At 75.0% G+C, this 12,930-nt stretch carries 10 protein-coding genes and 2 tRNA genes; 7 read left to right on the forward strand and 5 right to left on the reverse strand.

Features of this window, described 5'->3' with window-relative positions:
* The first annotated feature begins 108 nt into the window (after positions 1 to 108).
* Entirely contained in the window at positions 109 to 657 is a 549-nt protein-coding gene (locus tag J5O08_RS10500) for a M48 family metallopeptidase (RefSeq protein WP_218706849.1), read from the forward strand.
* Between the two features lie 22 nt (positions 658 to 679).
* Here J5O08_RS10500 and J5O08_RS10505 read toward each other — a convergent pair whose 3' ends face one another.
* Positions 680 to 2,143: a zinc-dependent metalloprotease gene (locus J5O08_RS10505; RefSeq protein WP_218706797.1), complete on the reverse strand. Its 1,464-nt coding sequence runs from the start codon at positions 2,141 to 2,143 to the stop codon at positions 680 to 682.
* Between the two features lie 126 nt (positions 2,144 to 2,269).
* Between J5O08_RS10505 and J5O08_RS10510 the strand changes: the two genes are divergently transcribed.
* Positions 2,270 to 3,403: a PDZ domain-containing protein gene (locus J5O08_RS10510; RefSeq protein WP_308281537.1), complete on the forward strand. Its 1,134-nt coding sequence runs from the start codon at positions 2,270 to 2,272 to the stop codon at positions 3,401 to 3,403.
* A 14-nt stretch (positions 3,404 to 3,417) separates the two neighbouring features.
* Here the strand turns inward: J5O08_RS10510 and J5O08_RS10515 are convergent, their stop codons facing one another.
* Positions 3,418 to 3,990, reverse strand: a complete 573-nt coding sequence (locus J5O08_RS10515) for a PPA1309 family protein (protein WP_218706798.1) — start codon at positions 3,988 to 3,990, stop codon at positions 3,418 to 3,420.
* A 259-nt stretch (positions 3,991 to 4,249) separates the two neighbouring features.
* Between J5O08_RS10515 and J5O08_RS10520 the strand changes: the two genes are divergently transcribed.
* The 5 genes from J5O08_RS10520 (at position 4,250) to J5O08_RS10540 (ending at position 9,327) form a co-directional block, all read left to right on the forward strand.
* Positions 4,250 to 7,186, forward strand: coding sequence for a UPF0182 family protein (locus J5O08_RS10520; RefSeq protein WP_374225969.1), 2,937 nt, complete (start codon positions 4,250 to 4,252; stop codon positions 7,184 to 7,186).
* Positions 7,187 to 7,437: 251 nt separating this feature from the next.
* Positions 7,438 to 7,511, forward strand: a tRNA-Met gene (locus J5O08_RS10525).
* Between the two features lie 182 nt (positions 7,512 to 7,693).
* Positions 7,694 to 7,767: transfer RNA gene (locus tag J5O08_RS10530), tRNA-Met, on the forward strand.
* Between the two features lie 256 nt (positions 7,768 to 8,023).
* On the forward strand, positions 8,024 to 8,572 hold the full coding sequence (locus J5O08_RS10535) for a type IV toxin-antitoxin system AbiEi family antitoxin (RefSeq protein ID WP_218706799.1): 549 nt from the start codon (positions 8,024 to 8,026) through the stop codon (positions 8,570 to 8,572).
* Positions 8,569 to 9,327: a nucleotidyl transferase AbiEii/AbiGii toxin family protein gene (locus J5O08_RS10540; protein ID WP_218706800.1), complete on the forward strand. Its 759-nt coding sequence runs from the start codon at positions 8,569 to 8,571 to the stop codon at positions 9,325 to 9,327. Before J5O08_RS10535 ends, J5O08_RS10540 begins: the two co-directional genes overlap by 4 nt.
* A 92-nt stretch (positions 9,328 to 9,419) precedes the next feature.
* Here the strand turns inward: J5O08_RS10540 and gap are convergent, their stop codons facing one another.
* The 3 genes from gap to J5O08_RS10555 all read right to left on the reverse strand — a co-directional run bounded on the left by gap (position 9,420) and on the right by J5O08_RS10555 (position 12,637).
* Positions 9,420 to 10,424 carry a type I glyceraldehyde-3-phosphate dehydrogenase gene (gene gap / locus J5O08_RS10545; RefSeq protein ID WP_218706801.1) on the reverse strand — a complete coding sequence of 335 codons (1,005 nt, stop codon included), beginning with the start codon at positions 10,422 to 10,424 and terminating at the stop codon, positions 9,420 to 9,422.
* A gap of 125 nt (positions 10,425 to 10,549) precedes the next feature.
* Positions 10,550 to 11,506: a helix-turn-helix domain-containing protein gene (locus tag J5O08_RS10550; protein WP_308281538.1), complete on the reverse strand. Its 957-nt coding sequence runs from the start codon at positions 11,504 to 11,506 to the stop codon at positions 10,550 to 10,552.
* Between the two features lie 36 nt (positions 11,507 to 11,542).
* Positions 11,543 to 12,637 (reverse strand): epoxide hydrolase family protein, encoded by a 1,095-nt coding sequence (locus J5O08_RS10555; RefSeq protein ID WP_218706802.1) that lies wholly within the window; start codon positions 12,635 to 12,637, stop codon positions 11,543 to 11,545.
* Positions 12,638 to 12,930 lie beyond the last annotated feature (293 nt).

Consider the following 12,930-nt stretch of genomic DNA (forward strand, 5'->3'; position numbering starts at 1 on the left):
GCCGCCGCCCCGCGCCCCGCCTCCGCCGCCCACGCCGCGAGCGGGCCCGCCGCGACCCCCGCGCCCGACGGCGCCGCCGACGGCGACCCGCGGCTCGGCCCGGTCGAGGTGCGCCGTTCCCGCCGCCGGTCCCGCACCGTCACCGCCTACCGCGAGGGCGGCCGGACGATCGTCGCCATCCCCGCCCGGTTCACCCGGGCGCAGGAGCGCGAGTGGGTGCGCCGGATGCTCGACCGGCTCGCCACCCAGGAGCAGCGGCGCCGCCCGTCCGACGACCAGCTCGTGCGCCGTGCCGCCGAGCTCAGCCAGCGCTACCTGGGCGGCCGCGCCGTGCCGTCGAGCGTCCGGTGGTCCGGCAACCAGGGACGGCGCTGGGGCTCGTGCAGCGTCGGGGACGGCAGCATCCGGCTGTCCGACCGGCTGCGCGGCATGCCCCCGTGGGTCACCGACTACGTGCTGCTGCACGAGCTCGCCCACCTGCTGCACGCCGGCCACGGCCCGGAGTTCTGGGCCGAGCTCGAGGCCTACCCGCGCACCGAGCGGGCGCGCGGGTTCCTCGAGGGCTACTCGTTCGCGGAGCGCGCGCCGGGGGAGGGCGGCGACGCCGGGGAGGCACCCGGCGCCGAGGAGGACGTGGCGGACCCCGAGGCGGACTGACCGCCCCGGGGTCCGGACCGGCTCAGCGGGCCGGCTGGTCGCCGCCGGGGGGCGTCCCCGGCTCGCCGTCCGCCGGACCGCTCGCGGCACCGTCGTCGCCGGGGCCCTCGCCGAGGATCTCCGCCAGCGCCCGGTCCAGGTCCGCGTGCTCGCCCTCGGCCGCGGCCCGCCGCCCGGCGTACCCCGCCGGGTCGTCGAGGTCCTCGGCGGTCGGCAGCAGGTCGGGGTGGTCCCACACGGCGTCGCGCGCCTCCGGCCCCTGCTCGCGGGCGATGCGCGCCCACAGCGCGGCGGCGTCCCGCGACCGGCGGGGCCGCAGCTCCAGGCCGACCAGGGTCGCGAACGTCTGCTCGGCGGGCCCGCCGGCGGCGCGGCGGCGACGGATCATCTCGCGCAGGGCGACGGCGTGCGGCAGGTGGGGGAGCGCGGCCGTGGCGACGACCTCGTCCACCCAGCCCTCGACCAGCGCGAGCGCGGTCTCCAGCCGGGCGAGCGCGGCCTGCTGCTCCGGCGTGGTCTGCGGGGCGAACACCCCGGACGACAGCGCGCCCTGGAGGGCGGCCGGGTCCGTCGGGTCGATGGCCCGCACCGACTCCTCGAGGCTCTCGACGTCGATGGTGATGCCGCGGGCGTAGGCGTCGACGGCCGCGAGCAGGTGGCCGCGCAGCCAGGTGACGTGGGTGAACAGCCGGGCGTGCGCCGCCTCGCGGAGCGCGAGGAACAGCCGCACCTCCTCGAGCGGGATCTCCAGGCCGTCGGCGAACGCGGCGACGTTGCCCGGCACCAGCGCGGTCGCGGGCTCGGCCACCAGCGGCAGGCCCGCGTCGGTGAGCCCGAACACCTCGCGGGACAGCGAGCCGGCCGCCTGGCCGACCTGCATGCCGAACACGAGCGCGCCGAGCTGGCGCATCATCGCGGCGGGGTCGAGGCCGCCGGCGCCGAACCCCGGCGGGAGGTCCATGCCCTCGGGCAGCTGGTCGGCGAGCGTCGCGGCCAGGGCCGTCGACATCGACGTCGCCACCGGCTCGGTCAGCGTGCGCCAGGTCGGCAGGGTCTGCTCCACCCACTCGGACCGGGACAGGGCGCGGACGTGCCCGCCGGCGGGCGGGAGGTCGGTGGCCGCGTCCAGCCACAGCTCCGCGACGCCGAGCGCCTCGGTCGCCTGGCGCTGCTCGGCCGGGCTGAGGGTCGGGTCGCCGCCGCTGACCGCCTGCTGCCGGGCCATGTCGTGGGCGACGTCCCAGTTCACGGGGCCGTCGCCGCTGGACGACAGCATCCGCTGGACCTGGGCGATCACCTGGTTCATCAGCATCGGGTCGTCGGGCAGGCCGGACGCGCGGGCCATCTCCGCGGGGTCGAGGCCCTGCTCGCGCATCTGGCGCAGCGCCTCGTCCGCGCCCGGGCCGAACATCTGGCGCAGCATCTGCTCCCAGGCGGCGCCGTCGGAGGGCTCGCCGGGCTGGCGCGCGGTGGGGTCGTCGGTCATCTCGGTGCTCCCGGGCTCGTCGTGGTGCCACCGTAACCACACCCCCGCGCACCGGGACCCGGTCGTCACCCCCGGTTCGCTGAGGGCGCACGCCACCCTCACGGGTCCGTGCGGCATGATCGTCCGGTGCACGCCCAGCCCGGAACCCCCTCGGACCCCGCCGCGTCGACCGAGGACGTCGCCGAGCCCGCCGCGCCGGTGACCCGGCGCGCCGCGCTGCTGTCCGGCGGCGTCCTGCTCACGGCGGTGCTGCTCGTGGTGCTGCTGCTGATGCCGGTGCCGTACGCGGTCAACTCGCCCGGTCCGACGCTCGACACCCTCGGCGAGCACGACGGCCAGGCGCTCATCACGGTCGACGGCGCCGAGACCTACGACTCGACCGGGCAGCTGCGGCTCACCACCGTGTCCACCACCGGGGGCCCGGGCTACCCGTCCAGCGTGCTGGGCGTGCTGCAGGGCTGGCTGAGCCCCTCGCGGCGGGTGCTGCCGGTCGAGTCGGTGTTCCCGCAGGACGCGACCCAGGAGCAGCTCGACCAGCAGAACGAGGCGCAGATGGTGTCCTCGCAGGAGAACGCCACGGTCGCCGCGCTCGAGGAGCTGGGCTACACCGTCCCGGTCACGCTCACGGTGCACGACGCGGTCGAGGGCTCGGGCGCGGAGGGCGTCGTCGAGGAGGGTGACGTCCTCCTGTCCTACGACGGGACGGCCCTCACCTCGTACGGCCAGCTCATCGACCTCCTCGACGAGACCGACCCCGGGACGACGGTCACGCTCGGCGTGCAGCGCGACGGCTCGGAGGTCGACCTCGACGTCGTCACGGGCGCCCGCGAGGACGGCTCCGGCAGCCAGCTCGGCGTGTACATCGACCCGACGTTCGACCCGCCGGTGGACGTGTCCATCCGGATCGACCAGATCGGCGGTTCAAGCGCGGGCACGATGTTCGCGCTCGGGATCATCGACAAGCTGACGCCCGAGGACGAGGCGAACGGCCAGGTCATCGCCGGCACCGGGACCATGGACCTCAACGGCGCGGTCGGCCCGATCGGCGGCATCCGGCAGAAGATGGCCGGCTCGCTCCGGGACGGGGCCGAGTGGTTCCTCGCGCCCGCGGACAACTGCGACGAGGTCGTCGGGCACGTCCCGGACGGGCTGACGGTGGTCAGGATCGCGACGCTGCACGAAGCGCGCGAGGCCGTCGAGGCGATCGGCGCGGGGGAGGCCGGCGACCTGCCGACCTGCACGGCGGCGGACGCGGGCTGAGCCCCCCGGGGGACTCAGGCGAACGTCGCCCGCAGCCCCTCGACCAGCCCGGGCACGACGTCCTCGCCCTGGCCCACGGCGTCGTCCCGGTCCTCGGCGCGCTGGCGCACCGCGCACCACGACGGCCCGCCGCGCAGCACGCCGACGGCGAGCCGCACGTCCTGCCGCTGCGGGTGCGCGAGCAGCGCCGCCAGCGCGGCGTCGGGGTCCTCGGGCAGGCCCTCCTCGGCCTCCGGCGGCAGCACGATCCGCTCGACCGTGAGCGCGGCGCCGTCGACGCCCTCGGGCCAGGCGATCGCGCCGAGCAGGCCCTCCAGGTCGTCGCTCGCGGGCAGCCCCTCCTGCTCCACCGAGGTGAGGTGGTCGGGGTCGGCGGCCGCGGCGGCCAGCACGTCGGGCGGCAGCTGCGAGGCGAGCGCGGGCTCCGCGTCGAGGGCGGCCTGGGTCCGGACCAGGGCGAACACCCGCACGGGGCCGTCCCAGCCGCCGGTGGCGACGTGCCGCTCGATCTCGACGACCGCCGCCGCGAGGGCGCGCTGGGCGGGGGTGCTGGCGGGGGTGTCCGGGGTCTGCGTCACGGGCGCCATCCTCGCACCCGCGCGCCGCGGTGCCGTCGGCACCCGGCACGGGTGCGTGGGGCGCGGGCTGTGGGAAACTGGGGCCCACCTGGCGCGTTGTGCTGATCGTGCGCGTGCTGGAAGGCGCGTGCACGCGCGATCCGTACCCGACGACGAGGACCTCAAGGCCGTGACCTTCGCCAACCCGTCCGCCCGCCAGCCCCGGGGGCCACGTCCGCCCCGGCCACCGAGAGGCGCCGCCGGCCGTCGTCGGCCCAGCCCGCTCGCGATCACCGTCGTGGTGCTCGCCCTGGTCGTGGTGGCCGTGCTGCTGCTCGCCCAGTTCTGGACCGAGGTCCTGTGGTTCGACCAGCTGGGCTTCTCCCAGGTGCTCTGGACCCAGTGGCTCACCCGCGGCGCGCTGTTCGTCGCCGGCCTGCTCGTCATGGGCGGGGCCGTGTTCTCCAGCCTCGCCATCGGCTACCGCACCCGGCCCGTCTACGCGCCGTCCAACCAGGAGCAGGCCAGCCTCGACGCGTACCGCGAGGCCGTCGAGCCGCTGCGCCGCGTCGTGCTCGTCGCCGGTCCCGCGGTGCTCGGCCTGTTCGCCGGCATCGCGGCCTCCCAGCAGTGGAGCTCGATCCAGCTCTGGATGAACAGCACCGAGGTCGGTCGCGAGGACCCGCAGTGGGGCCTCGACCTGTCGTTCTACATGTTCCAGCTGCCGGGCATGCGGTTCATCGTCAGCTTCCTCATGGCCGTCACGGTGCTGGCCGGCATCGCCGCCGTCGCCACGCACTACCTGTACGGCGGGTTCCGGGTCGGCGGGTCCTCGGGCACCCCGCGCATGACGCGCGCCGCCCGGGTGCACCTCTCGGTGATCGCCGCCGTCCTCATGGTGCTGATCGCGGCCAACTACTTCCTCGACCGCTACTCGATCCTGACGCAGGAGGGCGACCGGTTCGCCGGCGCCTCGTACACCGACGTCAACGCGGTCATCCCCTCCAAGAGCATCCTGGCGGGCGTCGCGCTCCTCGTGGCCGTCATGTTCGTCGTCACCGCGGTGCGCGGCACCTGGCGGCTGCCGGCCATCGGCGTCGGCCTGATGATCGTGAGCGCGGTCGCGATCGGCGGGATCTACCCGGCGGTCGTCCAGCGGTTCCAGGTGAACCCGAACCAGCAGGACGCGGAGTCGGAGTTCATCCAGCGGAACATCGACGCCACCCTCGCGGCGTACGGCCTCGAGGACGTGGAGACCAGCGACTACAACGCCAGCGTCACCGCCGAGCCGGGCGCGCTGCGCGAGGACGCGGAGACCACCGCCTCGATCCGCCTGCTCGACCCGCAGGTCGTGTCGGACTCGTTCCGCCAGCTCGAGCAGATCCGCGGGTTCTACTCGTTCCCCGACACCCTGTCCGTCGACCGGTACGACGTGGCCGACGAGAGCCGCGACACCGTGATCGCGGTCCGCGAGCTCGACCTGGACGGCCTGGACGCCCAGCGCCGGAACTGGACGAACGACGCGACCGTGTACACCCACGGGTTCGGCGTCGTCGCCGCGTACGGCAACACCACCACGTCGAGCGGCGCGCCCGAGTTCTGGGAGGGCGGCATCCCGTCGTCCGGCGAGATGGGCGAGTACGAGCCGCGGATCTACTTCGGCCAGAGCTCGCCGAGCTACTCGATCGTCGGCGCGCCCGAGGGCTCCGAGTGGGAGCTCGACTACCCGGACGACGAGTCGGGCGGCGCGGTGAACACCTCGTTCCCGACCGACGAGGTCTCGGCGGGCCCGGAGATCGGGACGTTCTGGAGCAAGCTGCTCTACTCGATCAAGTTCGGCTCCGAGCAGATCCTGTTCTCCGACCGCGTGACGGCCGAGTCGCAGATCCTCTACGACCGCGACCCCGTCGACCGCGTCCAGAAGGTCGCGCCGTACCTCACGCTCGACGGCCGGGTGTACCCCGCGGTCGTCGACGGGCGGGTCAAGTGGATCGTCGACGGCTACACGACGTCGAACCAGTACCCGTACGCCGCGGCGCAGTCCCTCGAGGACGCCACGGTGGACTCGCTCACCGAGACGTCGACCACCATCGCGGCCCTGCAGCCCGAGAAGGTCAACTACATCCGCAACTCGGTGAAGGCCACGGTCGACGCCTACGACGGCAGCGTCACGCTGTACGCCTGGGACGCCTCCGACCCGGTCCTGCAGGCCTGGAGCAACGTCTTCGACACCTCGCTGGAGCCGGTGTCCGAGATCAGCTCCGAGCTCATGAGCCACATCCGGTACCCCGAGGACCTGTTCAAGGTGCAGCGCACCCTGCTCGGCACCTACCACGTGACCGACCCGGGCCAGTTCTTCTCCGGCAACGACGCGTGGCGCACCCCGAACGACCCGACGGCCTCCGGCCAGAGCGTCGCGCAGCCGCCGTACTACCTGACGCTCGAGATGCCGACGCAGGACGCGGCCACGTTCTCGCTGATGTCCACGTACGTGCCCGCGGGCGGCAACGCCCGTGACGTGCTCACGGGGTACATCGCCGTGGACGCCGAGGCCGGGTCGGCCGAGGGCGAACCGGCGGAGGGCTACGGCAAGATCCGGCTGCTGGAGCTGCCACGCGACTCCACGGTCCCGGGCCCGAACCAGATGAACAACAACTTCTCGTCCAACCCGGACGTGTCGAACGAGCTGAACATCCTGGCGCGCGGCGACTCGCAGGTCATCCGCGGCAACCTGCTCACGCTCCCGGTCGGCGGTGGCCTGCTCTACGTGCAGCCCGTGTACGTCCAGGCGGCGAGCGGCACCCAGTTCCCGCTGCTGCAGCGCGTGCTGGTGTCGTTCGGCGACCAGATCGGGTTCGCGAGCACGCTCGACGAGGCGCTGGACCAGGTGTTCGGCGGCGACGACGGCACGTCCGCGGGCGACGCCGGCAACGAGATCACGCCGCCCGACACGGGCGGGGACACCGGGGACGACACCGGCACGGGCGACGGCACCGCCACGCCCGCGCCGACTCCGGCCCCGACGGGTGACACGGGCGCCGGCGCGGCCGACGCGCAGACCCGGCTGACGCAGGCGATCGACCGGGCCACCCAGGCGTACCAGGACGGCCAGGCCGCGCTCGCGGACGGCGACTTCGCCGCCTACGGCGAGGCGCAGTCCCGGCTGCAGGCGGCCCTGGAGGACGCCGCGGCGGCCGACGCGGAGCTGGGCGGCTCGGGCGGCTGAGCCCGCGACGCACGCACGACGGCGGCGGGCCGGTTCCCCAGCGGGGGAGCGGGCCCGCCGCCGCGTCCGGGCCGGGCGGGTTCGCGCGAGGTCGGCGGTTGCGCCCGAGGTCGGCGGTTGCGCCGGGGGTCGAGCGGCCGGAACCGCCGACCTCGACGCGGCGGGCCGCGCGGCGGACGCCCGGTGTGACCGAGGGCACGGGGGCTGGATTTGGACTGGCCGTCACCCTGGCGTAACGTAGTGATCACCGACGCGGGGTGGAGCAGCTCGGTAGCTCGCTGGGCTCATAACCCAGAGGTCGCAGGTTCAAATCCTGCCCCCGCTACACAGTGCCGATGCAGATCGGTGACGAAGGCCCGGGCCACACGGTCCGGGCCTTCGTCGTTCTCCGCGGGAGCAGCCCTGTGCGCGGGGTGCCGCCGGCAGCGCGCTGTCCCCGGCCCGGACGAGGCCCGGGCGCCCCGAGTAGGTCCCGGCGCCCGGGTCGCGTAGGGTGGGGGACACCGACGCGGGGTGGAGCAGCTCGGTAGCTCGCTGGGCTCATAACCCAGAGGTCGCAGGTTCAAATCCTGTCCCCGCTACACAGTGCCGATGCAGATCGGTGACGGAGGCCCGGACCACACGGTCCGGGCCTTCGTCGTAGTTCACCCGCTCGGGCGCGACCGCGGCGGTCAGGCGGGTCCCGCGGGCCTTTGCGCAGCCGAACCCTGCATTCCGTATCCCCCTGAGCTACACTTTGCAGGGTTCTACCGCGAACAGGAGGTCGCCGTGCCCGATGGACGTCGCGTCATCGCCCGCCGCCCCCTGAGGACCGTCCGTCCGGCGGACCTGGAAGGCGTGTTCGCCAATCCGCGCGCCGCGCTCCGGCGGTTGGAGCACGAGGGTGTCGTCCATCGGCTCGCGTACGGCTACTACTGCGAGGTGCCCGCGGAGGCGGATCCGGACACGTGGCTGCCGTCGCTCGAGGCCGCGGCGATGGGAGTGGCGGTCGCGCGCGGTGGGCCGCCGGATCCGGTGCTCATGGGCATGTCGGCCGCCCGCGTGCTCGGCGCTCTCCCGCGGGCGGTCGCGACGGCGACCGTCGCCGTGGCCGTCGGCGGTCGGCGCCCCGTGCGGTTGGCCGACCGCCCGGCGACGGTGCGGTTCGTCGAGCGGGACACCTCCGCGCTCGACGCCGAGCGCATGTCGCTGGACCTGGGGTCGGCGCTCGTGACGACCCCTGAGCAGACGCTCCTCGACCTCGTCCGGCTGTACCCCGACGACCCGGAGACCCCCGCGGTCGTCCGGGCGCTCTGGTCGGGCGCGGACAGGGCTCAGCTGGAGCACCTCGCGCGGACGTCGCGAGGCGTCGCGACGCTCAGGCGGGCGGAGGTGCTGGTCTCGTGACGCTGGCGGGACCCGAGGTCGCGAGGGTCGCGGCCCAGTTCGGTGCCGATGCCGGTCAGGTCCGTCGGGACCACCTGATCAGCCATGTGCTCGGTGCGCTCGCGGCGGAGATCCCGACGGACGACCTCACCTTCTTCGGGGGGACCGCGCTGTCCCGCACCCACATCCCCGACGGCCGGCTCAGCGAGGACATCGACCTGCTGGCGCTCGGCCCGCGGCCCGACGTGCTGCGGGCGATCGAGGGGGCCGTGCGTCGTGGGGTGCAGCGGAGCCACGGCCGGCCGGCGTGGGATCCGCCGCTGCTCGACACCCGCGGTGCGCAGGCCAGCGTCCTGACCGCCGGCGGGCTGGCGATCCGCGTCCAGGTGCTCGACGGGGCCGGGTACACGTGGCCCACCGAGGTGCGCGAGGTCGAGCAGCGCTACGCCGACGCGCCTCCCGCGAGCATGCGCACGTTCACCGGGCCGGCATTCGCGGCGGCGAAGCTCGCCGCCTGGGTGGAGCGCCGAGCGAGCCGCGATCTCTGGGACCTGGCGCACCTGGCAGATCGAGGCCTCGTCGATGCGGAGGCGGCGAGGCTCTTCGTGCGCCACGGACCGTTCGCCCACCGTCCCGATGCCTGGTTCCTGGCCACACCGCCCCCGGAGGACCAGTGGCACAACGACCTGGCGCACCAGACCCGGTTGTCGCTCTCAGGCGCAGAGGCGCTGGCGAACGTGCGAGAGGCGTGGGAGCGCGCCTTCGACTCGTGGTGACGACGCGTCCGCCGGCCCGTGCCAGGGCGGTCGGCTGAGCACCCGCAGCACGAAGGCCCGGACCGCATGGTCCGGGCCTGCGTCTTCCCGCCTCAGCCCTGCGACCGCCCGATCAGCTCGAGGGTGTCGACCACGCGGTTCGAGAAGCCCCACTCGTTGTCGTACCAGGCGACGACCTTGACGTGCTTCCCGTCGACCCGCGTCAGGTGCGAGTCGAAGACCGACGACGCCGGGTTCCCGACGATGTCGGACGAGACGAGGAAGTCCTCGGAGTACTCGAGCACCCCGGCGAGCGGCCCGGCCGCCGCGGCGCGGTACGCGGCCAGCACGTCCTCGCGGGTGACGTCGCGGGCGACGGTCGCGTTCAGCTCGACCACGGAGCCCACCGGGACGGGCACCCGGATCGAGTCGCCGGACAGCCGGCCGTCGAGCTGCGGCAGCACGAGCCCGATCGCCTTGGCGGCGCCGGTCGTCGTCGGGACGATGTTGACCGCGGCCGCCCGGGCGCGGCGAGGATCGCGGTGCGGGCCGTCCTGCAGGTTCTGCTCCTGCGTGTAGGCGTGCACGGTCGTCATGAACGCGTGCTCGATGCCGGCCAGCTCGTCGAGGACGAGGGCCAGCGGGGCGAGGGCGTTGGTCGTGCACGAGGCGTTCGAGATCACGGTGTGCGCGGCCGGGTCGTACGCGTCGGTGTTCACGCCGTACGCGATCGTGACGTCCGCCCCGTCGGACGGCGCGCCGACGAGCACGGCGCGCGCGCCGGCGTCGAGGTGGCCGCGGGCGGCGGCGGCGCTCGCGAAGCGCCCGGTCGACTCCAGCACGACGTCGACCCCGAGCTCCGCCCACGGCAGGCGGGCCGGCTCGCGCTCCGCCAGGACGGCGATGCGCCGCCCGTCGACGACCAGGTGGTCGCCGTCGACGGACACGGGGCGTCCGAGCCGGCCCGCGGTGGAGTCGAAGGCGAGCAGGCGGGCGAGGGCGGCCGGCTCGGTGAGGTCGTTGACGGCGACGACCTCGAGGTCGCTGCCGCGCTCGAGGAGCGCGCGCAGGACGTTGCGGCCGATGCGTCCGAAGCCGTTGATGGCGACGCGGGTCATGGGATCCTCCCGGTGGTGTCCGTGGGTGACGCCACCAGCCTCGGCGTGCCGGCGCGGCGCCGACAGCGGCGCGGGCGCCATGGTCCGCACGGATCTCGCCAGCCTCCCGGGCGGGTCGCGCCGCGCTACTCGCCCCGCGCGAACGTCCGCCGGTACTCGCTCGGCGTCGTGCCCAGCACCCGCTGGAAGTGCCGCCGCAGGTTCGCGCCCGTGCCCAGCCCGACGTCGACCGCCACCTGCTCCACGGACCGCTCCGAGCGCTCCAGCAGCTCACGGGCGACGTCCACGCGCGCCCGCAGCACCCACTCCATCGGCGTGTACCCGGAGTCCTCGACGAACCGGCGCGAGAACGTCCGCAGCGACACCGCCGCGTGCCGGGCGAGCGCCTCCAGGGTCAGCGGGTCCCCGAGCCGGTGCAGCGCCCACTCGCGCGTCGCCGCGAACCGCTCGCCGAGGGGCTCCGGGACGCTCCGCGGCACGTACTGCGCCTGGCCGCCGGAGCGGTAGGGCGCGGCGACGAGGCGGCGGGCGGCGTGGTTCGACGGGGCGACGCCGAGGTCGCGCCGGATGAGGTGCAGGCACAGGTCGATCCCGGACGCCGCACCCGCGGAGGTGAGGACCTGGCCCTCGTCGACGAACAGCACGTTCTCGTCGACGGTGACGCGCGGGTACCGGGCGGCGAAGGCCCGCGTGTAGTGCCAGTGCGTGGTGGCCCGGCGGCCGTCGAGCAGCCCGGTGGCGGCCAGCGCGAACGCGCCCGTGGAGATCGCGGCGAGGTCGGCGCCCCGCGCGTGGGCGGCGAGCAGCGCGGCGACGACGGCCGGCGGCGGGTCCTCCTGGTCGGGGTGCCGGTAGCCGGGGATGAACACGACGTCGGCCCACGTCAGCGCGTCGAGCCCGTCCGCGACGTGGTACGACAGCCCGTCGCCGCCCCGGACCAGACCCGGGGCCGGACCGCACACGCGGACCTCGTACGGCATGCTCGGCCGGTTCGTGAACACCTGGGCCGGGATGCCGACGTCGAGCGGCTTGGCGCCCTCGAGCACGAGCACGGCGACGCGACGGAGGCGGGTGGCGGCCACGGCGCCAGCGTAGGGCGCTCCCGGGTCCCGCCCCGCTCAGTCCTGCCGGCGGAGCTCGACCGCGCGACGCACCCCCCACAGGTAGTCGGCCGGTCGCTCCCAGGCGGCGAAGTGCCCGCCGTGGTCGTGCTCGCGCCAGTCCGCGACGGCGAAGAACCGCTCGGCGAACCGGCGCGGGGCGTTGACGAGGTCGTGGCCGAACACGGTGAACACGGTGGGTGCCTCGATGCGCGGCCAGTCCTTGGCGCCGCCGGCGGCGTACGGGGCGAAGGACGTCCCGATCGAGCCGGTGAACCAGTACGCGCTGACCCAGGTCAGGGCCTCGTCCGGGGTGAACGCCCGTGCCAGGTCGCCGTCGGAGTCCGTCCAGTCCACCAGCTTCTCGGCGATCCACGCCGCCAGGCCCGCGGGGGAGTCACCGAGCCCCACCGCGAGCGTGCCCGGCCTGGTGGCCTGCTCGTGCATGTAGCCGCCCCGCTCCGCCTGCCACCGGTGCCCGTGCGCGACGTACGCCCGTTCCTCGTCCGACAGGTCCTCGGGCAGGTCGACGAGGAAGTGGTACTGCGAGACGTCGGTGAGGTGCAGGGCGGTCACGGCGTCGGGGTGCCGGGCGGCCAGCGCCTCCGCGACGTCGCAGCCCACGTCGCCCGCCGACAGCACGTAGCGCTCGAACCCCAGCTCGCGCAGCGCACCCGCGACGGCGTCGGCCATGGCGACGGCGGACAGGCCACCCCCGTCGACCGGCGCCGCGAACGGGAACCCGGGCAGCGCCGGGACGACCACCGTCAGGTCCGCCAGCCCGGGCAGCACCCGCTCGAAGCGCAGCACCGAGTCGGGCCAGCCGTGCAGCAGGACCACGACCGGGGCGTCGGGCGCGCCGCGGCGCACGATCGCCCGCACCGGGACCGACGCGTCCTCGGTCTCGAACCAGGGCTGGGCCGCGATCCGGTCCTCGTGCGCGCGCCAGTCGAACCCGGTGCGCCAGTGCGCGAGGAGCCCGGCAAGCAGGTCGGCGTCGACGCCGGTCGGCCGACCCAGGGCGGGAGTCGGCACGGTGCGGGTCCGGGCCAGCCGGTCGGTCAGGTCGTCGAGCGCGTCCGGGGAGACCCGGACGAAGGCGTGCTCGCGCATGCGCGTCCCCTCGTCGGTCGTGGTGCCGTCCTGCGGTCGGGACCAACCTGGCACCGAGCACCGACACCGGACCACCCCGCGGCGGCGGAGACGTGGCGGAGCGGGCGCCGAGCCGTGCTCGACGCCCGCTCCGGGAGCCGCTCGGAGGCGGCGGAACGCCGTCCACGCCGTGCCGTCGCCGGGTCGGGGGTGGGATCGCTGGGCGGACCCCGGGGAGGTGACGCGGGGGGCGGGCGACCCGCGCCGACGGACCCGGCGTCCGAAATCCGGGGACGGCGGCGCCGCCCCGCCGT

Origin of the sequence: Cellulomonas sp. PS-H5 (genome assembly GCF_019265565.1) — a bacterium.
Classification (GTDB): domain Bacteria; phylum Actinomycetota; class Actinomycetes; order Actinomycetales; family Cellulomonadaceae; genus Cellulomonas.